25 protein-coding genes, 1 tRNA gene and 1 other RNA gene are annotated in these 21,255 nt (G+C 38.7%); 6 read left to right on the forward strand and 21 right to left on the reverse strand.

The window, feature by feature from the left end:
- Nucleotides 1-16: 16 nt before the first annotated feature.
- Genes IE337_RS06555 through IE337_RS06565 form a run of 3 tightly spaced genes read right to left on the reverse strand, consistent with a single transcriptional unit; the run spans nucleotide 17 to nucleotide 3,775 of the window.
- On the reverse strand, nucleotides 17-2,068 hold the full coding sequence (locus tag IE337_RS06555) for a DNA topoisomerase (protein WP_191136228.1): 2,052 nt from the start codon (nucleotides 2,066-2,068) through the stop codon (nucleotides 17-19).
- A 19-nt stretch (nucleotides 2,069-2,087) separates the two neighbouring features.
- Nucleotides 2,088-2,705 carry a DUF1054 family protein gene (locus IE337_RS06560; protein WP_191136229.1) on the reverse strand — a complete coding sequence of 206 codons (618 nt, stop codon included), beginning with the start codon at nucleotides 2,703-2,705 and terminating at the stop codon, nucleotides 2,088-2,090.
- Nucleotides 2,706-2,707: 2 nt separating this feature from the next.
- Nucleotides 2,708-3,775 carry a mechanosensitive ion channel family protein gene (locus IE337_RS06565; RefSeq protein ID WP_191136230.1) on the reverse strand — a complete coding sequence of 356 codons (1,068 nt, stop codon included), beginning with the start codon at nucleotides 3,773-3,775 and terminating at the stop codon, nucleotides 2,708-2,710.
- A 196-nt stretch (nucleotides 3,776-3,971) separates the two neighbouring features.
- Between IE337_RS06565 and IE337_RS06570 the strand changes: the two genes are divergently transcribed.
- Nucleotides 3,972-4,292: a DMT family transporter gene (locus tag IE337_RS06570; protein ID WP_191136231.1), complete on the forward strand. Its 321-nt coding sequence runs from the start codon at nucleotides 3,972-3,974 to the stop codon at nucleotides 4,290-4,292.
- A 46-nt stretch (nucleotides 4,293-4,338) separates the two neighbouring features.
- Here IE337_RS06570 and IE337_RS06575 read toward each other — a convergent pair whose 3' ends face one another.
- Both IE337_RS06575 and IE337_RS06580 read right to left on the reverse strand, forming a co-directional pair.
- Nucleotides 4,339-4,806 carry a glutathione peroxidase gene (locus IE337_RS06575; RefSeq protein WP_191136232.1) on the reverse strand — a complete coding sequence of 156 codons (468 nt, stop codon included), beginning with the start codon at nucleotides 4,804-4,806 and terminating at the stop codon, nucleotides 4,339-4,341.
- A 21-nt stretch (nucleotides 4,807-4,827) separates the two neighbouring features.
- On the reverse strand, nucleotides 4,828-5,382 hold the full coding sequence (locus IE337_RS06580) for a DNA-3-methyladenine glycosylase I (RefSeq protein WP_191136233.1): 555 nt from the start codon (nucleotides 5,380-5,382) through the stop codon (nucleotides 4,828-4,830).
- 161 nt (nucleotides 5,383-5,543) lie between these two features.
- Here IE337_RS06580 and IE337_RS06585 point away from each other — a divergent pair, with 161 nt between their 5' ends.
- The gene (locus IE337_RS06585) at nucleotides 5,544-6,185 is read left to right on the forward strand and encodes an HAD family hydrolase (protein ID WP_191136234.1); all 642 of its coding nucleotides are present in this window, start codon (nucleotides 5,544-5,546) and stop codon (nucleotides 6,183-6,185) included.
- A gap of 45 nt (nucleotides 6,186-6,230) precedes the next feature.
- Here the strand turns inward: IE337_RS06585 and IE337_RS06590 are convergent, their stop codons facing one another.
- From IE337_RS06590 to IE337_RS06615, 6 genes are all read right to left on the reverse strand, one after another.
- The gene (locus IE337_RS06590; RefSeq protein ID WP_191136235.1) at nucleotides 6,231-7,004 is read right to left on the reverse strand and encodes a (S)-acetoin forming diacetyl reductase; all 774 of its coding nucleotides are present in this window, start codon (nucleotides 7,002-7,004) and stop codon (nucleotides 6,231-6,233) included.
- Nucleotides 7,005-7,117: 113 nt separating this feature from the next.
- Nucleotides 7,118-8,152 (reverse strand): glycosyltransferase, encoded by a 1,035-nt coding sequence (locus IE337_RS06595; protein ID WP_191136236.1) that lies wholly within the window; start codon nucleotides 8,150-8,152, stop codon nucleotides 7,118-7,120.
- Between the two features lies 1 nt (nucleotide 8,153).
- Complete coding sequence (locus IE337_RS06600) at nucleotides 8,154-9,260, reverse strand: EpsG family protein (protein WP_191136237.1); 1,107 nt, start codon at nucleotides 9,258-9,260, stop codon at nucleotides 8,154-8,156.
- A gap of 25 nt (nucleotides 9,261-9,285) precedes the next feature.
- Nucleotides 9,286-10,209 (reverse strand): glycosyltransferase family 2 protein, encoded by a 924-nt coding sequence (locus tag IE337_RS06605; protein ID WP_191136238.1) that lies wholly within the window; start codon nucleotides 10,207-10,209, stop codon nucleotides 9,286-9,288.
- Nucleotides 10,206-11,195 carry a Stealth CR1 domain-containing protein gene (locus tag IE337_RS06610; RefSeq protein WP_191136239.1) on the reverse strand — a complete coding sequence of 330 codons (990 nt, stop codon included), beginning with the start codon at nucleotides 11,193-11,195 and terminating at the stop codon, nucleotides 10,206-10,208. The genes IE337_RS06605 and IE337_RS06610 overlap by 4 nt, the downstream gene beginning before the upstream one ends.
- Before the next feature lie 52 nt (nucleotides 11,196-11,247).
- Entirely contained in the window at nucleotides 11,248-12,177 is a 930-nt protein-coding gene (locus IE337_RS06615; RefSeq protein ID WP_191136240.1) for a glycosyltransferase family 2 protein, read from the reverse strand.
- A 312-nt stretch (nucleotides 12,178-12,489) separates the two neighbouring features.
- On the opposite strand from IE337_RS06615, the gene IE337_RS06620 reads away from it, so the two are divergent.
- Together IE337_RS06620 and IE337_RS06625 are read left to right on the forward strand one after the other, a co-directional pair.
- Complete coding sequence (locus IE337_RS06620; RefSeq protein WP_191136241.1) at nucleotides 12,490-13,572, forward strand: acyltransferase family protein; 1,083 nt, start codon at nucleotides 12,490-12,492, stop codon at nucleotides 13,570-13,572.
- 60 nt (nucleotides 13,573-13,632) lie between these two features.
- Nucleotides 13,633-13,705 (forward strand) — tRNA-Asn (locus tag IE337_RS06625).
- A 33-nt stretch (nucleotides 13,706-13,738) separates the two neighbouring features.
- Here the strand turns inward: IE337_RS06625 and IE337_RS06630 are convergent.
- The 3 genes from IE337_RS06630 to IE337_RS06640 form a co-directional block, all read right to left on the reverse strand.
- Nucleotides 13,739-14,179 (reverse strand): hypothetical protein, encoded by a 441-nt coding sequence (locus IE337_RS06630; protein WP_057747043.1) that lies wholly within the window; start codon nucleotides 14,177-14,179, stop codon nucleotides 13,739-13,741.
- Nucleotides 14,180-14,342: 163 nt separating this feature from the next.
- Complete coding sequence (locus tag IE337_RS06635; protein WP_072153159.1) at nucleotides 14,343-15,080, reverse strand: acetoacetate decarboxylase; 738 nt, start codon at nucleotides 15,078-15,080, stop codon at nucleotides 14,343-14,345.
- 14 nt (nucleotides 15,081-15,094) lie between these two features.
- A complete protein-coding gene (locus IE337_RS06640) occupies nucleotides 15,095-16,129 on the reverse strand; it encodes a ketopantoate reductase family protein (RefSeq protein WP_057747045.1) in 1,035 nt (344 codons plus the stop codon).
- 353 nt (nucleotides 16,130-16,482) lie between these two features.
- Between IE337_RS06640 and IE337_RS06645 the strand changes: the two genes are divergently transcribed.
- A complete protein-coding gene (locus tag IE337_RS06645; RefSeq protein WP_191136242.1) occupies nucleotides 16,483-16,755 on the forward strand; it encodes a zinc ribbon domain-containing protein in 273 nt (90 codons plus the stop codon).
- Nucleotides 16,756-16,796: 41 nt separating this feature from the next.
- Here the strand turns inward: IE337_RS06645 and IE337_RS06650 are convergent, their stop codons facing one another.
- The 7 genes from IE337_RS06650 to ssrA all read right to left on the reverse strand — a co-directional run bounded on the left by IE337_RS06650 (nucleotide 16,797) and on the right by ssrA (nucleotide 20,060).
- The gene (locus IE337_RS06650) at nucleotides 16,797-17,240 is read right to left on the reverse strand and encodes a hypothetical protein (RefSeq protein ID WP_141324957.1); all 444 of its coding nucleotides are present in this window, start codon (nucleotides 17,238-17,240) and stop codon (nucleotides 16,797-16,799) included.
- Between the two features lie 20 nt (nucleotides 17,241-17,260).
- Entirely contained in the window at nucleotides 17,261-17,692 is a 432-nt protein-coding gene (locus tag IE337_RS06655; protein WP_191136243.1) for a phosphate-starvation-inducible PsiE family protein, read from the reverse strand.
- Between the two features lie 58 nt (nucleotides 17,693-17,750).
- Nucleotides 17,751-18,038: a hypothetical protein gene (locus tag IE337_RS06660; protein WP_191136244.1), complete on the reverse strand. Its 288-nt coding sequence runs from the start codon at nucleotides 18,036-18,038 to the stop codon at nucleotides 17,751-17,753.
- A 113-nt stretch (nucleotides 18,039-18,151) separates the two neighbouring features.
- Nucleotides 18,152-18,385: a hypothetical protein gene (locus IE337_RS06665; protein WP_057747053.1), complete on the reverse strand. Its 234-nt coding sequence runs from the start codon at nucleotides 18,383-18,385 to the stop codon at nucleotides 18,152-18,154.
- Between the two features lie 376 nt (nucleotides 18,386-18,761).
- Nucleotides 18,762-19,184: a DUF4231 domain-containing protein gene (locus IE337_RS06670; protein WP_057747057.1), complete on the reverse strand. Its 423-nt coding sequence runs from the start codon at nucleotides 19,182-19,184 to the stop codon at nucleotides 18,762-18,764.
- Nucleotides 19,185-19,294: 110 nt separating this feature from the next.
- Complete coding sequence (locus tag IE337_RS06675) at nucleotides 19,295-19,636, reverse strand: MmcQ/YjbR family DNA-binding protein (RefSeq protein WP_191136245.1); 342 nt, start codon at nucleotides 19,634-19,636, stop codon at nucleotides 19,295-19,297.
- 61 nt (nucleotides 19,637-19,697) lie between these two features.
- Nucleotides 19,698-20,060: a transfer-messenger RNA gene (ssrA, locus tag IE337_RS06680) on the reverse strand.
- 194 nt (nucleotides 20,061-20,254) lie between these two features.
- Here ssrA and IE337_RS06685 point away from each other — a divergent pair.
- Nucleotides 20,255-21,241 carry a GMP reductase gene (locus IE337_RS06685; protein ID WP_191136246.1) on the forward strand — a complete coding sequence of 329 codons (987 nt, stop codon included), beginning with the start codon at nucleotides 20,255-20,257 and terminating at the stop codon, nucleotides 21,239-21,241.
- Nucleotides 21,242-21,255: the final 14 nt, after the last annotated feature.

A 21,255-nucleotide genomic window follows, 5' to 3' on the forward strand; every position in this document is an offset into this window, starting at 1 on the left:
ACTTTAGACCTCTATTTTATGCTTTCAATAGTTTGAAACCCGTGTATTCATTTCCGCGAAAGGTTCTTTTTCCTAACTGACCTTTTGCTGTAAAAGGCTTTTTTTGTTTGGTGGTCGTTTCAAAAGTAATTGTTTTACCCGCTAACAAATCTGCTATTTCCGTCTCAGTGAATGTATGGTTCCCCCAAGTTTTTGCAAAATGCACTTCTTGTCCCTTAAAGATTCCTGTCACTTGTTCCGCTTTTGGCTTCGCTTTGACTTTACGTTTCTTCGGCGGTGGTCCAAGACGTTGGGTCAGATTGGCAACATTCGCTTCCATTTGTGGCATATCGTGGCCAATCACCTGCGTCACGGAATCCAATAGCTGCGCCATCGGCATCTTAAATTGTTCCACTTCATCCATCATCTCAAAAAGCCGTTTCGTTATTTTAGGCGAGGCAATCCACGTATTTTCTACCATTATCGCTGAGATGTTTCCGGTTTGAGTCGGCGTTAATTTACCCCGTGACTCGTTTAGCATCCCCTTTGTACCTTGACTCATATCTGACAAAGTTGAGACACGGGTCGCCCCAGTCCCCACATTATTCTTTTCCAAGAAAGCCATAATCCATTTAGTTGTTGGCGTTTGTGGTTTGGGATTCTTTCCCTCCGCTAACTCTGGTTGGGCCGTCGGCCCCAAGGTCGCACTTTGACTCTCTGTATCATCCGTCTCAACATTAAAGATTGCCTTATAATTCAACGCAATCGGCACATTAAAAGCTGTCTTAAAATCAGGATAGTCTAATAAATCTGCTGTCACGTGATCATAAACATAGTCTTCCGCCAACATCGCCAAATAGTTCTTGGCTAACGTCGTATAAATCTGGCGCGCTCCAGGGCCATACTTCTCCAGCTGATCCAGTGAAACCGGTACCTTAGTTCCTGGTCGGTTAGCCCCGTGACTCCCCTGTGGCTTCACATGGGTTTTACGTGGTTGGCGATGACTTAGCAGTTGGCGATCAACTTGAACTAAATCCGCAATCTGATCAACTGCCGGCAAAAGTTCATTGAATTGTTCAGGAGTCACATTGCGATCCTCGGTACGCGGATAAGAAACATACTGTGCTTCATACAGCTTTTGATACGTGCTCAAAACCTGCTTTGCCGATAAACCTTGAGGCGCAAGTAGTGCTGCCACCCCTGCCAAATCGATTAATTTAGGTGGCGCTTGGCGTTTCGTCGTGTGTTTCTCATTGGCTACGGCACTCTCATGGTAAGTTGCCACGTCAGCTTCACCTTCACTGCGTTGCGCGTGACGCCATGCAATTTGCTCAGCTTTAGGATCCACCTTACGCGCAAAGACATGCCCCGCGGGATCTTTAAACTTTACTTCATAATAAGGCACTGGGACATAGGCATTAATCTTTTGCCATTGCTCATAAATTTTCCAAATGATAACCGACTTTAAACGCCCTTCTCGGGCTACAACAGCATAGCCGGCCCCTTTCACTAACGTTGTCGCAATCCGAGTTAACTGCATCGACGCAAAATCCCATCGACTGCGACTCTCACCTTTAAGGTATGGGCCATATTGCCATTTATCAGCAATAGGGACTAACTGACGCATTGCCTGTTGAATTGATTGCGGCGTTTCATCCATAAAATTAGCTCGAAGAACTGCCCCTTGCCACCTCATTGCATCAATTGCTTCAAAGGCAAGTAAATCACCTTCACCAGATGGATCTGTATCAGTCGCAATGATAATGCCATCGTAGCCTTGTTTAAGTTCTGCTTTAATTTGATCAAGCAATTGCTTATTTGTTGTTCCTTTTGTTCGGGTACGAATATAGGTCCTTTGCCAATTCAAATCATTGAGTTGCCAAGGCATATCGGCTAACTTCCATGATTTATATTTTTTGGCTAACGTTTCAGGAACCATCTCCTCTGGCTCCCGAAAAGTCATGAGATGTCCGCGTAGATTCATAATCCGGTAATCAAAATCAGCGAAATGTCCTGCCGAACCTCCTAATGCCTTTGCAAAATTTTTAGCTGCTGACGGTTTTTCCGCCAGAATAAGATATTTAGGCATCTTCAACATCCTTTTTCATTTATTCTGATTGTACTCTTATGCATTCATATACGTTTTGTAGTTTTCGAAGTGCCTCACACAGAGCATAATCCAAATCAGCCGTCCCAAAGCGAGGGTCCCCTTTTGCAATTCTAAGACCAACTGAAAATTCGGTATGCTTTTTCTGCCCGAATTGCATCACGGTACGTTCAAAATTGGTGGCATCCAAAGATATGACCGCAGGTTCCATATGGTTTGGGCTAATAACAAAGTTTTGTGGCAAATCTAAAAAATGGCTTTGTTGCGCCTGGATACGTTCAGTCCACAAGGCTTGCTGCGTTGCATCCTGCTTCAAATTCTCTAAAAAGCTTAAATATAGATACAAACAATCTTCCCAAAGCCCTAATTCAAAATGTGGTAGCATCTTGTACCCACGCTTATTGGGGGCAAATGCTACCCAGGTATTGTCTGGTGGATAAACTGTCCGGCGCAAATGTTTAGCAACATGCGCATACCACGCTTGGCCATCCTCTTCTAAAATTGGCAAAGCCAATTTAGCAAAGTCCTCAAACTTTGGATCAATTTGTTGTTGGATAAGTTGCATGCGTTCAGCTAAAGTTGGCGCCTCAAATATCTTAAAATCTTGATTATTAAACATCACTAAGCCCCCGTTTCACCTGCATCGGATTTTGCAAATTTAATATGCAACGTCTGCGCCGCTTTCATCACATTCAAATTTAAAATAGCCTTGGCGTCGTCACCGTTTTCAGCGCCTTGCGGAGAAAGCGGTCCATTAACTTGAATATGAATCCCTTGATTGACAACTTCCGGAATTTTAACTTGATATTCCATATGTTTAGCCATGAATCGCTCGTCTTTTGACAAGAAATCCAGGATGCGTTGTCGTAACGCACTGACTTGTTCGTCGGAAGTCGTAACATCTAGATAATAATCCAATGTAATGCGTGGCACGTCGACTCGACTATCATTCGTGATTGGCTCATTAGCTAAAGTTGAGTTAGGCACAACTTGTAAGGCGCCTGTTGCCGTCCGCAGCTTGGTCGAACGAAAGGTAATGTCTTCAACTGTCCCTTGAATTGAAGGCGATTCGATTTTATCGCCAATGGAAAATGATTGTTCGCCAATGATGACCGCGCCCCCCAAGAAGTTTTTAATCTGGTCTTGGGCCGCCATTGAAACGGCAAGTCCCGTCAATCCAACGCCAGCAAATAATCCACTAATATTAATTTGCCAAGTTTCAAGAATGGCAAAGATAATGACCACTACCATTAAAATCTGTAAAAGCGTGGTCAAAAATGAACGCATAATCGCACTTAATTCAAAACGCTTATGCTTTCCAACCTTCGTCACAGTCTCCATTAAAAGTGGAATCAGGTGATATAAAATCACGCCAAAACTTATCAAAATCCAGGTGCGTAACACCTGATTTGTGATAATCACCAGTCCACGTGGCGCTTGCAAATATGCAAACAATAAATTCATCCCCACTGTATATACAATCACCGTAATGGGACTTGCTAAAGCCTTAATGATCAACGGGGCTGATGTTGTAAAATGCTTAAAATGATGTTTTGACCACTTATTCATCACAAACCGCACACCATAATGACCGACTAATCCCATAATGATTAAACTCGCTGCGGTAATTGCTAAGTTTTGCCAATCAAATGTCACTTCAATCCAATTTAAGATATTTTTGGTTTTCATCAGGTTCACGTGTCCTTTTTTGTTTACTTATATTGCATTGTACCAAACATTGCCAAAGCCAGTCGCCTGTGCTAAACTACATTTTATCAAAAATTAAATCAGCGCCACCGGGCGCATCACACGAAATGTCACACCGATACCATTAGGTCACAGAAGGTATCGCTGGGGGCATTTTTTATTTTGGAGGAATACACACATGGCATGGCTTTATTTAGGTTTGGCAGGCATTTTCGAGGTCGTTTGGGCAACAACCATGAAACTCAGTGACGGGTTTACCAAATGGCCATTTGTTTTAGCAACACTTCTCGGCATGCTGTTCAGCTTCGGGTTCTTAGCCCTGGCCACCAAGACACTCCCCTTAAGCACCGCCTACCCCGTTTGGACTGGCATTGGTGCTGTTGGCGCAATCTTAGCTGGGGTCATTATTTTTGGCGATCGCATCTCCCCTATCACTTGGGTCTTTGTCGTCTTGTTACTCATTAGTTTAGTTGGTATCAACATTACGCATAGTCACTAACTGAAAAAGCTAACCGGCTTCCACTGCTGTGGTTCCGGTTAGCTTTTTATTTAAGTAATTTTTCAATTTCAGGTTCAATATGTTCTGGTTTCGTTATTGGGGCATAGCGATGTACCAATTTACCAGATTGATCAATCAAGAACTTTGTATAATTCCACTTAATCATGCCATGGCCACTCATCTTTTTCAAATACACAAATAGTGGCGTTGTATCAGGTCCGTTGACTGCAACACGTTGTGTCATGGGAAAAGTGACACCATAATGCATTTGACAGTAATTTGCGGTTTGAGAATCAGTAGCCAATTCATTTTTAAATTGATTTGATGGCAATCCAATCACCACTAGTCCCTTAGCATAATATTTTTCGTACAAAGCCTGCAGCCCATTTAATTGTCCAGCTAAACCACACTTACTAGCCGTATTCACAATCAACAATATCTTTCCTTTATAATCAGCTAGGTCTAATTTAGAGCCATCCATCTCATCCAACTTAAAATCATAAATTTGTGTCATGTTGTTTCCTCCTAGGAATTGCTACTTATATTTAAAATCGCAGCTTTCAATATGGTCATTAATCATGCCAATCGCTTGTAAAAATGCGTAAGTTGTTGTTGGCCCAACAAATTTAAACCCGCGTTTTTTCAAATCACGACTAATTTTTATAGCCAAAGGTGTTGTCGCGGGGACCTCATCGGCTTGTTGCCAGTGATTCACGATAGGCGTGCCGTCTACAAACTGCCAGATATAGGCCGTGAAATCAACTGGGGCTGCATCCATCGCTACAAACCGTTGGGCATTATTAATCACCGCTTCAATTTTCTGACGGTGTCGAATAATTGAGGCATCTTGCAAAAGTTCATCGACTCGCGCTTGATCGTACTGTGCCACCTGAGTATAGTCCCAATTTGAAAAAGCTAACTTAAAGTTATCACGTTTTTTCATAATTGTTTTCCATGAAAGACCTGCCTGCATCAACTCCAGTGTTAAGGCCTCAAACAATGACCGTTTTTCACATTGTGGCCGCCCCCATTCTTCATCATGATATGTTTGATTTACGGGGTCACTTCCCCAGTCACATCTGACAACCATCCATTATTGGCACCATCCTTAATTTACCGACTTCTAAGTACGCTTTCACTCAGATTGATTCTTCATAATATATGCCCATTCGCTAGTAATTTCAAGCTATATATTATAGAATCCTAATAATACTTAACCTTTTTTCAAGCAAAAGATAGCGAGGAATAGTCATGCAAAATATTCTATTCGACTTCGACGGGACGTTAGCAAATTCAGGCGCGACAGTCGCATTAGCTACACAAGCGGCTTTTAGGGATTTATCCCTTCCCGAACCAAGTCACGATACAATTGCTTACTACATGGGGATTCCAATTGAAACCTCTTTTAAAGCAATGGTCCCTGAACACGATTTTACAACCGCAGAATACAATCGGTTATTATCCAGCTTTCGCGAACATGCTCAGTCACTTGAACGGACTCAGGTCACACTCTTCCCCGACATCAGTGCTGTTTTAACTCATTTAAAACAGGCTGGTCGCCAACTTTTCATCGTGACTAGCAAACCAACTCACACACTCAATCGAAATCTCAAACGATTAAATATCGCGCATTTTTTTACTGATTGCATTGGTTCTGACCAAGTTACCCACTATAAACCTGCTCCCGATGGCATTTTAATATTGCTTGATCGATACCACCTCGATCCAAAGCAAACCGTCATGGTCGGAGATGCAACCCATGACTTACAAATGGGCAAAGCCGCAGGCGTCAAAACAGCTGCCGTCACCTGGGGTGCCCACACCACGGCAGCCTTGCAATCTGAAAAACCTGATTGGCTTTGCCAAACCGCCCTCGACCTTAAACAGCTATAAACTAAAAAAATGCTTACTTCTCAGTAAGCATTTTTGTTTATTTTATTAATGGAAAGTCATCCCACCATCGACAATCAAAGTTTGTCCTGTCATATAATTTGAATCCGGACCAGCTAAGAAGGCAACACCGGCTGCAACATCTTCAGGTTCTGACAATCGCCCTAAGGCGATACCATCTGAGAACTGTGCCATGCCCCACGCATCATCTTCGCCAGCATTTTGAGCAACTTCATGTGCAATATCAAACATCATTGGGGTCTTCACAATTCCAGGCGCAAATGCATTCACTGTAATGCCAAATTCAGCTAATTCTTTAGCTGTCGTTTGCGTAATCCCGCGAATAGCAAACTTGGTAGATCCATAAACGGTTAGGTTTGGGTTTCCTTCGACACCCGCTTGTGATGTCGCGTTAATAATCTTACCACCATGACCCAAGTTACGGAAAGCGTCTGTCGCAGCTTGAATTCCCCAAACTGTTCCATTCACGTTAATATCTTGTGCCCAGCGAAGCGTCTCCGCATCCACTTCCATGATAGGAGTTGTTGGGGCAACCCCCGCATTATTTACCATAACCGTTAAATCACCAAAGGCATCAATTGTCGTTTGCACGGCGGCAAACACTTGATCGCGATCGGCGACATCAGCTTGAATGGCAATGGCTGCCCCCTCATGATTGGCGTTGATTGCTTCAGCAACATGTTCTAGTTTGCTCAACGTACGACCGACTACGGCCACTTTAAAATCATCATCTGCTAAACGCTTCGCAATTGCTTCGCCAATCCCTTGGCCAGCTCCTGTAATTAATGCCACTTCTGTCATGTTCTCGCTCCTTTTTTGGTACGAAATTCTGTCTACGTTATTATTGTACCACTCACATCTCAACATGTGCATGCATTCACAAAAAAAGACACTCCACTAAGTGTCCTTCTTTGTTATACATATTTCTTATAAATTTCTAGCATAGCTTTATCCACTGATGAAGCATCAAACTGCATAAGTTCAGTACGATGTTTCTCTAAATCAGGTACTTTTTGATCTTGGTAAACCTGTTCAATCGCCTGTGAAATTGCATCTACGTCAGTCACATCAACTAGCAGCCCTAAATCTTCAGAGGTTAGATAATCCGCCATTCCCGTATTTTGTGAACCAATCACATAATTCCCATCGACCAATGATTCGAGACCACCTAAGCCAAGTCCCTCACGCAAAGAAGGAAAGACATTCAAATCAGCGGCGTAGTGAATATTGGTAATATCAGAACGATAACCTAAGAATTGTACTTGTTCCGTAATACCTAATTCTGTTACCTTTTCTTGCAACATCGTTAAGTTTGGTCCAACGCCAGCCACTAATAACTTCATTTGTGGTTGCTTCAGTTTCGCCATTGCTTCAAGCACAACAATTTGCAACACTAAATACATCCAATAGCTTTGAAAAACAACAAGTACGAGAATCTGGATAATGTTTTGTAATACACGTATTCCGACTTGATTAATGGTATTAACATACGATCGTTGATCTGCAATAAACATTGAGCGCGAATATGAGTAAAAATAACTGACAGCAGTGCCAATCACATATAGCAAAAACATCATATGCATATGTGGAATCATCGTATCTTTTTTTACAAAAAAGTTCAAGAACAGGGTCATGACTAATCCCAAAACAAGAATTGTAACCCCAATAAAACGATAAATCTTCTTGTAAAAAGTAACAATGGCATCAATCTCTTCATAATCCTGATTAGCAATTGGCGCATATAGTGAATATGTGATTGCTGCTCCAATTCCTAATTCAGCGAAGGAAAGAATACTCATCAAATTGGTAAATAGTCCATTAGCACCCAAATAATTGGCTGACATGTAGTGGACAAACACAATTTGCATAACAAACTGCATAACAAGTGTAATAACCTGCGCAATCAAAGATACCATTGAATTTTTGATTGAAAGCGAAGTCCGATTCATTTTATCTCTGATCCTTTACAATATAATCTCTTACAGGATATAGCTCATTCTGGAATAAGACGGGTTCATAATTAACCTGATAACGAATGCCATAGTGATATGCCTCATAGCTATATACACCAAATAATGCAAACGCGATGACAAGAACAGTCCATCTGGTTGGACTTGGCAAACTGGTAAACAATGTAATAATGACAACAAACACTACCAGTAACCCATCCATCAAAATTCTATCAAAATTGAACGCGGCCATGTAGAGCGGAAACAACATAAAGAAAAATAGCGCCATTTTTCGGCCCAATGTAATGTATGTTTCTAAAGCAGGTTGTTTTACAACCTTACCCAATTTTACGAATAACCAATATAAAACAATTGTTAACGTAACATCAAAAATCATAATTGTGCCTGGTTGGAATCTAAGTGCATAGGCTGCTAACTTAGGCCCAAAAACAGGAATGGCTGAAGCCAAAGCATTGACGATAACTGTATAAACCCCACGTGTGGGTGGTAGGAGCATTGCAATTGCCACAATAATCATTACTGCAATAAACCAATACTCAGTTTTGCGATGTTTAATTTTCATAATCGGCCACAGCAATAAAAAGAAAAATGCAGAGGACTGCACTAGGCCACCTATTATAACTAAACAAATAAACATCGACGTCTTACCCCGCCAAAGATATGCTATGGCCACAAAGACAATCGTTGCCATTAGGTAATTACGTAGTTGAATTGGTGATTCGAAGAATAAAATCATCGTATAGAAAACCATAAACAAACGTTTGTTTTCTAATTTAAATAACCGCATCCCTAAGTAAAGCAGAGTCATTTCCAAAACAAAAATAAGCGTTTTAAAGCCTTTGTAATCCAGGCCCAAAGCATTACTTAACTGCATTAACAAATTAAATAACGATTCGAACTTATTTGGAACGGCTGGATGTGTATAGTAAATTTGGTAAATAATGTTATCCGAAACAGTATTGGGGACATATACAAATAACACACCTAAAAGACAGACAAAGAGAATTGGGAAAGCTGTTTTTTTTAACGGCGCAATGATTCCCATCAGAGCTTCTGCAATAATTGCTAAATAAAATACTATCGGCACAACAAGAATCTCCTTTCATTCATGGTTATTTTAACAACCATTTCGTATATTTTTGGCACAAATTATAACCATGTATTTTTAAGAGCATCCAAAATAAATTGTTTTTTAATTTCTTCAAAATACCATTACCGTACTGGATTACACCCTTATCCAAATTATTTTGAACATCTACTAAATACTGAGAATTACCTTTTAATGACTTTTTAGTATTAGACAATTTAACAATATTTGCCGCTTGAATAAACAATTGCTGGTTCAATAGACATTTGGCATTCGATGCAATCGTAGGATAGCCTTCTAAAATATTTTTTATAACAGCAACAGCGTCTATATGTGCTTTAATTTCCTGCTTATGCGATGCTGATCCGATAACTTGTCTATAGTAATAGCCAACATAACTTAGGTGTACAACCCTTTCAGCTCGGTATCTCGTTATTAATGCAACCGCTAAATCTTCACCCAACTTTGAGTACTCTGGGAATTTAATACCAGTTAAAAGATTAGCCTCATACACCTTATTCCAAACTGCTGTATACATCTTTTCATATGTTGTCCCAGTCTCAATTTTTTGACGCTTATTCTCGGAAAATCTCTCATAATCAAAAATAATGAGATCCGCTCTGTCACTTTCAATAATCTGGTTAGCTTCATGTAGTAAATTATTATCCAACAAGTCATCAGCATCCATAAACAAGACATATTGTCCAGAAACTTTGCTCATCGCAAAATTCCGTGATGTCGCCATTCCCTTATTCTGCTTATTAACATAAACCTTAAGTCTGTTCTCGTTAGAATAGCCATCCAGAATAGCTTGCGTACCATCATTGGAAGCGTCATTAACTACTAATAACTCAAACTCAGTGTAACTTTGATCGAAAACTGAGGTAAGTGCCTCTCTTAAAAAAGCTTCCGCATTAAAGGCGGTCATAATAATAGAGAATTTAATCATTTTTCAAACTCCGATTTCTGTGGCCATTTCTCTTCAAATGTTTTTTTAATAACCGGTTTAATGTTTTCAAATTCTGCATTCGTTAGATTATCATCATCATTAACAACCACAAAAAAATCCCTTGTTTGTAGCTTCTCTCGAACTTGATTTACATCTGAAATTTGAAAATATGATCCGCGTCCTTTAATTTTTGTTGGTACAAAGTCTCCCTCAACTAGACGAATGTATCGTGCAAGCCAAATACTAAAGTCTGTTGATTTTCTAAATCGATTTGATAAAAAAGGTTCTAAATCTTCACCAAAATAACGCCACATTGTCTGTAAATTCGTCTTTGTATACGGCATTGGTAGGTGTGGGTCATAAAAGCGTGTAAAAGCTCCAAAAGGCAATAAATAAAAGTTCAATAGTAATAACTTACCATACTTAAAGTTGAAGTATTTAGATTTATTTTTAGAAATGACTTCTCGTTTATTATATTTTTGATTAATCAACTTTAAATTTTGAACAAATATATGTGAAAAATCATCAGTTGGTTGAATGACATTTGATACAAAACAATCAACGGGTACACCGTTTTCATCAAAAAAATCAGTTGGTTGCATCGGATTAACCATAAAAGTATCATCATTGAATACAACAAAATGCTCTGATAACCCGGGTATATTTGCAAAGTTCATTTCAATTACGTTTGAATTGAATGTTGGAAGATATTTGGCGTCGATATATTCGCTATGATCTACTAGTTCAATCTTCTCATTGTTTTTTAGCCAACTCGGTACTTGATTATCTGTCACCAAAAAAATCCTATGAACCCATGGGGCGTTGTTTTCAATGGCTCTAAACCAATATTTAAAAATTTCATAATCACGATATCTCGATGCACCGTTCATTTTCGTTTCATTTGTATTGTACTGGCTTTTTTTCTTCTGCCACTGTGTATCATTACCATCAACCCAAGTAACAATGAAATCAATTGGAAAATCCATCTACGTCCACTCCCTCATATCTTCAGCTCTTTTACCGCATACTTAATTTATTTTAAACCAATTTACGTACAATCCAATACCACTTCATTTTCAGCAAGTAAAAAAGCACTTGTCGTTTGATACTTAACAAATTTGGTGCATATCCATATGTATGTTTTAAATAACCATCATATTTTTGAAGTTCTTGGTTTGAAACATCCTTTTGCTTGATGAGCCGCACACTGTCCCGGACAAGTGCATCGGCTGACTTGCCTTGGATTGTTTCCTGATCAACAATCCTACTTAAATCCGCTAAAAAGAGTTCTGCATTTTTCACGATATCCAAATCCATTTTATGTGTCACCGAATTTTCGTTCATCTCATACTGATAGAATCCAGCTGTTTCAATTCTGAGCGACGCTATATGACTCATAGCAGTGGTAATGAACAACATATCTTCAGCAATCACCAATTGTTCATTAAACCGTAATCCATTTTTATGTAAAAATGAGGTTTCATAAATTTTAGAATACGGCGCTGCACTAATCTGAAATTGCTTTTGAAATTGATTACACAGTTGCAAAGCATTACGCATCAAGCCCACTCTCTCCTCTTTCGCAACTGCTATTGTTGTTGGTTCTTCTTGATTAAAGGTTTGATTCATTGGAAAAGCAATCATATCAGCTTGTGGATTTTCTTGAAGACATGCATTAACCACTTCGGCATTGATGCGATCATCAGCATCCACAAACATTATTTTTGTGCCATTTGCCTGCTCGATCCCGATATTCCGACTTGCTGAGGCACCTGAATGCGTTCCTAAAATTAATCTAATGTTGGAATATTGTTCTGCCAAGCCTTCAATGACCTCTTTCGTCTGATCCGTTGAGCCATCATCAATAACAAGAATTTCAACGTTCTTAATGCCTAAAACGTCTTCTAAAATATTTGCAATTGTGAGTTCAGCATTATAAGCGGGTATCACCACAGATATATCAATCATATTTTTATAGATTCCTTCTTGATTGGGGTAACCTCGATTGAGGTATCTCGTTTCTTTATTTTAGTTATTGTTTTAGTACTGTACGATTATTCATTTCTAATTTAGGAAGTCATCATTGTACAGACCTCAACCTATTTATCCCAAATATCGTCATTACACATATAATTGATTATAAACTAAATTTGATTTAAAGTTCAAATAAATAAATTTTAAATTTTTTCATCATGTTCAACTTAATCAAAGATAGTGATATACTAAATAATCAATTACACATAGAAAGGTTTCCTGCTTTTGCATGGATTATTAATCATAATGTCACCCTCACAAACTAAATCCACCACCCCCTATGTGGGGATTGATCTCCTAAAATGTATTTTAGCGATACTCGTCGTGGCTATTCACACGCATGCACCATTTTTTAATATATTGGGCCGCTTTGCAGTCCCTTTCTTTTTCATGACATCTAGTTTTTTCTTCTTTAAAAAATATATACATTTAGAAAACAGACATGCGCAAAATATTGCACTTTGGAGATATGCAAAAAAGCTCGCGATTATGTATGTCCTGTGGCGTATTCTATATTTGCCGTTCGATATTTATAAAAACTTTCAAAGTAACCCTAATTCATTTCCAAATATCTCAGTTTCTGGACTTATAAAGTGGTTTTTTAAGTTTGTCTTTATTGGAAGAGATGGCACATTCATCACAGGCTGGTATTTGATTGCCTCAATCTTTGGGATGCTTGTCATTGTCTTTTTAATTCGATATGTTGGCCTTCGTGTTACCCTCATAATTTCAATTATTGTTGAACTACTTATACTAATGGTAACTTCTTACGGTCAAGTGACTTTTTCAATAATTCTGATTAACCACGCCCTGCCGTTTTTAAATAACCCCTTCTCAACACTCACCACAAACACTTTTATCAGATCCCTACTACCTTTCACTTTGGGATTTATCATTTTCATGCTATCCAATTCACACAAAAGCATAACCACAAATAAAAAACTGATTAATTTTTATTTGATACTATTTTCAATACTCTATATTGTTGAATGTATTGTCCTTTACCGCTTTACAGGAGTTGGTAGTTTTGACGAGACCTTGTTCTTGCAACCTGCTGTTTTTTTCTTGGTTCTATATGGTATGGCATCACATGTATCACTCAGTACTTCACACTCTCTTTATCTTCGAGAATTTAGTACTTTTATATTTCTTGTCCACCCCATGTTTTTCCAATTCAGAATGTCCCTTGACCAACTAGTTAATATCACTGGTGTTGCAGCGGATTACTTCAATTTCGTCTGGATTGTTTTAGCTTCCATCGCAACGTACTTCGCTTACAGATGGCTTCGTAAACTAACCGGATTTAAATGGCTACGTTATATCCTATAACTTTTAATTTAAAACTTGATTTTAATCATACTCTCATATATAATGATTGTATTGATTATTTGCTCTGTAGTTCAGTTGGTAGAACGCCGCACTGTTAATGCGAGGGTCGCTGGTTCGAGTCCAGCTAGAGCAGTAAAAAAAGACATCCACATGTTGTGGATGTCTTTTAATTTTGTTTGATCTTTTCAGATTCGAACAATGTGAAGATATAATTCCACGTTGGACGGACGACCAAGAAAAAGAGTGGAAAAATAATTGATAACTTAATTCCCCAACCTTGTAGGAAATTCGTTAAGATGGGGAATTCACCAATATTTTTCAAAATCGTTGTCACCAATGTAATCACCCCAGAATTAATTAGGATAATCAGGGCTGGAATAATCAAAAACTCACGGAAGTTCGCCTTAATGCGCCCTAGATAACGTCGTTCGATATTCTTCACTAATGGAATCGTGAAAAACTCCTTGAGGATAAACGCACCTGGAATGACAAATAAGAGCATTTCCAAGATAAACGTCACATCTTCTGCATTAATGCCGTACATTAAAAATGTGTTGATGGTAACCATCGATGTAACCATTGTTAAAAAGATTAAGTGACCTTTCAAAACTACCTTCTTTCATAAATGCTTTATGTATTTAAAAGCTCAGTGTTCACAAGCAACTTGTTGTGTACACTGAGCTTTTTTGACGATCAATTGTTTGATCAAATTTTTCAGTGCACTGTCTAGTGTACCGAACTTATGCGCATTTGGCAAATTAGATGTTACCTTAATCAGCTAAATAATCGTAAACCATATGTGGGCGAGGTAACGTCAAATCAGCCACAATATGTTGTGATTTCACAATCTCTCGAACCGGTAAATCAGCAACCGGTGCCATGACATGTTCAAAGAGTTGCAACTTAGCTGGCGAATTCCAAGCCCCTTTAACTTCAACATCGGTAATTGTTGATTCCGTCATTTCTAGCACACGTGGCGTTGCATCGTAATTACGCATAATATTAAGACGATAACTTGGCTTTGTAATCTCAGCCTTAGCTTCTTCTAAATCCATTGGGTAGTAATTATATGCCATAGTGGCTGTGGCAACCGGTAATCCGCTGTACTCAAGCTTACCAACTAGGACATCATTATCTAAATAGATTGATGTATCAGCCAGTTTCTTTGGAAAAGCAGCTATTTCACGACCAGAAGCGATTGCTTCAGCATTGTTAACGTACATTGAAAGGTAGAACTCACCTTCTTGACCATTGAAGGTCACTGGAATTACTTGCCCGATTTCAGCGTAGTCACCTAGTCCATCTGAATCTGGCATGTTAATGAATTCAAACTTAACCAAATCATCAATTGGTTCTAGTGGTTCAGGTAATACCTTCATCAAGGCATCATGATCAGTACGATAAGTAATGTTCATGAAGTCACGATTATGAAACTTAACCTTCGCTGCTGGAAAGGCTGGTGAATCAATTGGCGTTGTAATCTTTTTTAGTAAATCTGCCTTATTCATAATCGTTACTCCTCCTATTTCAACATGTCTTTCAAAGTCGCAATGCTCTCATCAAAGACGGGAAGCTTACCCGTCTCTTCAGCCTTAGATACAGTTGATACAACAAAATCATTAAATGGTGTTTTAATGTCATGTTCTTCACCGGCTTTAACAATCACACCATTGATGTCGTGAACTTCTGTTTTGCGACCCTTTTCAAGATCTTGTAACATGCTGGCCTTAAGATCCTTGCTTGCTGCCATCATGCGGCGAACCAAAGCAATTTGGTCATCGGTAAAGCCATCAGCAGGCTTCTTAAAGTCATTTAGGTCGATACTACCCATCTTATCAAATGTCACATTATCAGCCTTTCCAGCTTCTAATCCTTCATTAATAATGTTCAAGGCCGCTAATACACCAACTTGATTATCAGCAACCGCCCCAAAGGTTGAATTAGTTGCTGCAGATAGCCCACTGAAAGCTGAGTTGATCAACAACTTTGACCACTTTGTACCAAGTAAGTTATTTGAAACGAACGTTCCCCCAACATTGTCCATGACCTTCTTAAGCGCCTCAATACGTGGCGTATCGGAACCATCTAACTCACCAATCTTAAAAGCAAATTCTTTAAAACGATCATAAACCGTTGTCAATTCTGATGAACCTGCACCTTGAGCTGTTGCACCAAATTCAACAGAACCTGCAACAACATTTTTTGCTGGAAGCTGCGTCAAAATATACTTTTCTGGGACACCATTTTGTAATGAGACCAACGTACCATCTTCATTCAAAATTGACTTGATTTTTGGTACAACAGAGTCATTGAAAACTTGCTTGGTCAACAAGAAAATAATATCAAATTTTCCATCAATATCATCAGGCGTTGAAGCCTTAACGGGAACTGTAATGTCTGTTGTTCCAACAACATGTGCACCCTTCGTATTCAATGTATCAACGTTCTCTTGCCAAACATCAATCAGCGTCACATCCAAGCCCGCCTTAGATAAAAAGGCTCCAATGATAGTTCCTAATGATCCTGCACCATATACTGCAATTCGCTTATTATCCATGTCAAACTACCCCTTTTATTTTGTTCGCTATAGCATTGATTTATCTACCGCTATAATGTAACGAGAAGTGTAGGCGCGGAAACTTAAACGAATAATAAAGTTTTTTAAATTTTTAAAATACACTTGAATAAGTTTAAATATTCACAAGGATAACTATACAGACGCGCTTGGCTACACGTAATCTAATCTTCTAACATTAAGCTTGAAAGCTGCCTCAATACCGTAAAATTACATTTTTTTTGCATAAAAACACACAAAGTCTTTTTAAATTCTTTATTTCACAAGCCTTCATGCAACCAAAAAATCCAAAATACGCTATAATGATAACCATTAATACGCAAAGGAGCACGACGATGGGTCAAACTAATTTATGTCAAAGTTGTGGTATGCCGATTGATCAGAACACGCCCGGTGGCACTAACGCTGATGGATCAATTTCAACCAAATACTGTACTTACTGTTACCAAAATGGGCAATTTACTGAAAACCTCCCATTTGATGATATGTATGCCAAAAATTATCAACGATTCTTGGATTCTGATATGAATCGCTTCCAAAAATTCATCCTTAAACGCATGTATACCAAAAAATTCATGCGCGGTTTAGATCGTTGGCATCAACATTAATAAAAAAAGGTTAACCACTTCGCTAATTGTGGTTAACCTTTTTATTTTTGTTTTTTTATCCGGATTTCGCGTCGACGTTGCCACTTAAGTAGTTTAGAGGTTGTTGTTAATGCAACTGATAACAGAATATTAACCAGGGTCAGCACCAAAAATGTTTTTGGAATATTCGATCCAGTAAATTGAATCATTAAAGTCGTTAATGTTGTAAAGACTGTTATAAGACTTAAAACGCCTAAAGGCAATTCGTAGTTTCCACGTAAATGCAACAGGCGATGCGCACCATAAAGGATACCAACACTTGTGACAATGAAGCCAATATAGGTCATCAAGAACCACCAGATAAATTCAGACGGGTCTTTTTTTGCAAAGGCCAACATGTCATCCGCCGCCGTATATGAAATAACAACTCCAAATATCTCTACCAGTAGATAGATAACTACCAACCAGACTAAGGGTGGAAAAACAATCCGCCAAATTTTACGCAATTTCTTGGTCCACCCACCTCTCATCGGCCATGCTCACTATCTGGTAGTTTATTGTTTTGAGTTTGATAACGCTTATACAAAATAATCGCAATCACTAAAATTAAAATGGCGCCGCACAGCAAGAGTGTTTTTAAGGCATTGTCATAATATACCAAAATTGATCGGATAATTGCCGTCACAGCCACATACAGATAATCCTCAAAATGTATATTCGCATTACTTGAGAAGTAGTCTTTAATAATCACCAAGAACTCTAAAAACAAAAAAGCAGACAGAATATTTTTTGAAATATCTGTAAAGTCCTCGTGCGTTAAATGCTGAAACAGCGGTAAAACCAATTCATAAATACTTAAGGCAAAATAGGCGGCAATGACCAACCCAAAAATCATCATAAAAACCATGATGACATACTCATAGCCTTTCGTAATACACTTTAAATTCTTTTCACTCATGTTTCGGACTACCTCTCATTAAGTTATCGCTACGCATGTGCCCGCAAAATCGCAAACACTATGTTTCTTTATTGAATAAGTTTTTAAATAAATCTTGTAGAAATGGGACATTTTCATTTTCAAAAATTACTAATGGAAAAGCCTCAGCGGCACTCGTTAGTTGCCAGCCCTCTGGCGCCTTAATTTTATCATAGTCTGCGGCAAAGGCAGCTTCATCCCCATATGCTGCTTGTTGTTTTTTAACATGCCCACTAATTTTAACATCATCACTGGATTTGACAATATAATCCCAACCCAACTGCGCAAACATTGCCTTGGCTTCACCAATAGCAGGTTCAACTTCCATTTTCGTTTCCTCGACCTTCATTTCTTAACAATTCCCTATTATAACAATAAGTCATGCTTTGCGCGTACAAAGCTCAATTTACAAAAAAAGAACGAACCCCTAGATTCATTCTTTTACTTTTTGGTATTTTTTGACTGCCATGTTACTTTATTGTGCTTATCAATTGCGATGTCTAAGTCTTGGTCATTTTGGTTCAATAAATACGTAATTGCCTGACGATCGGATTTACTGGAAAAGGTATCAGCGGGTAACGTCATTTCATTAAAATACTGACCATATTGTTCACGAATTAGTGCCATGACTCTGCCTGCTTGTTCAATCTGCGCCTGTGTTATCTTAACTGCCATACGCCGTACCTCGCCTTTCTTTTGCCCCTATCACAATCGCTTACTTATGGTGATTGCTCCATTTTGTGATGCACCACTGAATGAGCCACAAACAAAGCATCACAAATGCAGTTGGTCCAATTATCAAAACTAAAAAGGTTCCATCTACAAAAATATGCCCATACCACAATTGGATGATCATCCTTATTGCAATCACAATTCCTAACGCAATTATACCTAACTGACACCATTTTTTCATGCTTAGTACCCCTTTATCCATCAGATTATACGCAGTACTTTAACATAAGCTAAAAGGATTCAGGTTCTCATTCAGTTCTATTAAAAAATGATTGTTCCAAACCTTCCTGGTTGAACAATCATTTGAAAAAGCATTTAATTAATTATCAATGTTTGACAGCTCATCATCCAAGGCTCCCGCGAGGTTTGCAATGAACTTCTGAACATTTTCCTCATCTTGTTCGGCATCATAGGGATCGTTGTTTGAAGATAGCAACAACGTTTCTTTGTTAATAAATAGAATGGTCTGCTTAATATCACTCATCTTATTAGATAAGTCATAGAATGAATCCACACCTTGGATAATACTTAGTAGTGCACCAGCTAATGAAACAAAAATCAACAATTTAATGTTGTGTGATGACATTGAAACCAGTACAGGAATTGAAGAAGATAAGATAATACGTGTCAAATTACTAATTGAAGAATATCGTTGGTATTTTTTCAAAGTCATTTCTAAACGACTCGTTGTGGTATTAGCACGTTCAATAATGTCTTCTTTGGTTGGAATTGTTTCATTCATTTTAAGCACCCCTTTTATTGTTATCACATATCATTTGCTTTATTAATCATTAAAGATATTACCACATGTTATTACTATATGAAAACAACTTTAGTCTATCCTTTTTTTATTTAAATCGTCAATTCTGCGCTCTCTTTAACCATGTTGATTAATTCGTTGACGGTTAAATCCGTTGCATTGACGTGAACCGTATTCCAATGTTCTTTATTCATATGAAAGCCTGGCTCTACTCCCCTGATAAGACGCATTTGTTGCCCATGTTCAATTGTTAATTTAAGATCAATCAACAGCTCATCATCCTTTTCAAAGACCATCGCGATGATTTTATCATTACTTTGATGCTTAACGACATGCCAAATAATTTTTTCATGTCGGGTTGGTTTATTAAATGGAAAACATTCGTATCCATCAGTATGATCTACGACCAGTTCTACTAACTCTGCTAGTTGCATCGACTTTCCTGCCTCACTTTTATTGCGAATAAAAAGCCGACTTTTATCAAAGTCGGCTCTAGAATGGAGTCGAGGGGATTCGAACCCCTGTCCTACTATCTCGCTACTAATACCTCTACGCTCATAGTCATGCATTTTAAATTTCACAAGTTGCACGCCGCATCACAAAGCGATCAACTTGCTAGATTGATTATCCTCTTCTGCACATCCCCAATCGGAGAACATACAGCGCAGATTACTAAATTATTAAACCGTTAACATATCGGCAATCACAATGTGCAACGATCACGCGTGCTGTGTTTTAGGCAGCGACGGCGTAGTTATTTGAATTGTTTGCAGTTAATTCAACTGAGTGGTTTATAGGGACACAACCCCTAAGCGCCATACTAGCTCGAACAATACTAGTCGATTCCAAAACGACCCCGTAAATATCTGCTATCTTTCCATTATAACAGAACGACAGCAGATATTAAATTGTAAAACGTTTTAAACAAAAATTCGTTTTATTTCCCTAAAAAACAATTGTCTTTTAAATATAGTTCGTTTATAATCAACTCTTGGTGGTTTAAATCACCTACTAAAACACAAAACACGAACATTAAACGAGGTGTGGACATTATGCCAGAGTCAAACGTATTCGATTACGAAGATATTCAACTTATTCCGAAAAAGTGTGTGATTAAGAGCCGTAATGAGGCTGACACAACCATTCAATTTGGTGACCGTACCTTTAAGTTACCTGTGGTTCCTGCTAATATGCAAACTGTGATTAATGAAAAGTTAGCGATTGAACTTGGTCAAGCGGGTTACTTCTATGTGATGCACCGTTTTGAACCAGAAACACGTGCGCAATTTATTAAAGATGCACATGCCGCTGGAACATTTGCCTCAATTTCCGTTGGGGTTAAGGATGACGAACATGCATTCATCGATCAATTAGCTGCGGAAAACAATATTCCCGAATACGTGACCATCGATATCGCGCACGGTTACAGCGATACGGTTATTGACATGATTAAGTACCTAAAAAACAAGTTGCCAGAGTCATTCGTGATTGCCGGTAACGTCGCTACGCCTGATGCTGTGACAGCATTAGAAGACGCTGGTGCCGACGCAACGAAGGTTGGGGTCGGTCCTGGAATGGCTTGCATTACGAAGTTGAAGACTGGATTTGGAACGGGTGGTTGGCAATTAGCTGCCATTCAACAATGTGCCGCCGTTGCTAAAAAGCCAATCGTCGCTGACGGTGGTATCCGTTACAATGGTGATATTGCCAAGTCAATCGCCTTTGGTGCTAGCATGGTTATGATTGGTTCAATGTTTGCCGGTCACGAAGAAGGTCCCGGTGAAGTGCTTGAAATGGATGGCGCTAAGTACAAGACTTACTTTGGTTCAGCCTCACAATTCCAAAAGGGGGAATACCGTAACGTCGAAGGTAAGAAGCTCTTCGTCCCATTGCGCGGTAGCATTTATGATACTTTGCGTGAAATGCAAGAAGATTTACAATCAGCAATCTCATATGCAGGTGGTCGCGAGTTGCACGACTTAACTAAGGTTGATTCAGTTATTGTTCGTAATACCATCACTAACGGTGACAATCGATAATAAACGAAAGCGGA

The sequence above is a fragment of the Weissella viridescens genome, assembly GCF_014789145.1.
GTDB lineage: Bacteria > Bacillota > Bacilli > Lactobacillales > Lactobacillaceae > Weissella > Weissella viridescens.

Coding starts and splice junctions, on each gene's coding strand:
- IE337_RS06555 (WP_191136228.1), bottom strand. CDS start 2,068: ATGCCTAAATATCTTATTCTGGCGGAAAAACCGTCAGCAGCTAAAAAT.
- IE337_RS06560 (WP_191136229.1), bottom strand. CDS start 2,705: ATGTTTAATAATCAAGATTTTAAGATATTTGAGGCGCCAACTTTAGCT.
- IE337_RS06565 (WP_191136230.1), bottom strand. CDS start 3,775: ATGAAAACCAAAAATATCTTAAATTGGATTGAAGTGACATTTGATTGG.
- IE337_RS06570 (WP_191136231.1), top strand. CDS start 3,972: ATGGCATGGCTTTATTTAGGTTTGGCAGGCATTTTCGAGGTCGTTTGG.
- IE337_RS06575 (WP_191136232.1), bottom strand. CDS start 4,806: ATGACACAAATTTATGATTTTAAGTTGGATGAGATGGATGGCTCTAAA.
- IE337_RS06580 (WP_191136233.1), bottom strand. CDS start 5,382: ATGGTTGTCAGATGTGACTGGGGAAGTGACCCCGTAAATCAAACATAT.
- IE337_RS06585 (WP_191136234.1), top strand. CDS start 5,544: ATGCAAAATATTCTATTCGACTTCGACGGGACGTTAGCAAATTCAGGC.
- IE337_RS06590 (WP_191136235.1), bottom strand. CDS start 7,004: ATGACAGAAGTGGCATTAATTACAGGAGCTGGCCAAGGGATTGGCGAA.
- IE337_RS06595 (WP_191136236.1), bottom strand. CDS start 8,152: ATGAATCGGACTTCGCTTTCAATCAAAAATTCAATGGTATCTTTGATT.
- IE337_RS06605 (WP_191136238.1), bottom strand. CDS start 10,209: ATGATTAAATTCTCTATTATTATGACCGCCTTTAATGCGGAAGCTTTT.
- IE337_RS06610 (WP_191136239.1), bottom strand. CDS start 11,195: ATGGATTTTCCAATTGATTTCATTGTTACTTGGGTTGATGGTAATGAT.
- IE337_RS06615 (WP_191136240.1), bottom strand. CDS start 12,177: ATGATTGATATATCTGTGGTGATACCCGCTTATAATGCTGAACTCACA.
- IE337_RS06620 (WP_191136241.1), top strand. CDS start 12,490: ATGTCACCCTCACAAACTAAATCCACCACCCCCTATGTGGGGATTGAT.
- IE337_RS06635 (WP_072153159.1), bottom strand. CDS start 15,080: ATGAATAAGGCAGATTTACTAAAAAAGATTACAACGCCAATTGATTCA.
- IE337_RS06640 (WP_057747045.1), bottom strand. CDS start 16,129: ATGGATAATAAGCGAATTGCAGTATATGGTGCAGGATCATTAGGAACT.
- IE337_RS06645 (WP_191136242.1), top strand. CDS start 16,483: ATGGGTCAAACTAATTTATGTCAAAGTTGTGGTATGCCGATTGATCAG.
- IE337_RS06655 (WP_191136243.1), bottom strand. CDS start 17,692: ATGAGTGAAAAGAATTTAAAGTGTATTACGAAAGGCTATGAGTATGTC.
- IE337_RS06660 (WP_191136244.1), bottom strand. CDS start 18,038: ATGGAAGTTGAACCTGCTATTGGTGAAGCCAAGGCAATGTTTGCGCAG.
- IE337_RS06665 (WP_057747053.1), bottom strand. CDS start 18,385: ATGGCAGTTAAGATAACACAGGCGCAGATTGAACAAGCAGGCAGAGTC.
- IE337_RS06670 (WP_057747057.1), bottom strand. CDS start 19,184: ATGAATGAAACAATTCCAACCAAAGAAGACATTATTGAACGTGCTAAT.
- IE337_RS06675 (WP_191136245.1), bottom strand. CDS start 19,636: ATGCAACTAGCAGAGTTAGTAGAACTGGTCGTAGATCATACTGATGGA.
- IE337_RS06685 (WP_191136246.1), top strand. CDS start 20,255: ATGCCAGAGTCAAACGTATTCGATTACGAAGATATTCAACTTATTCCG.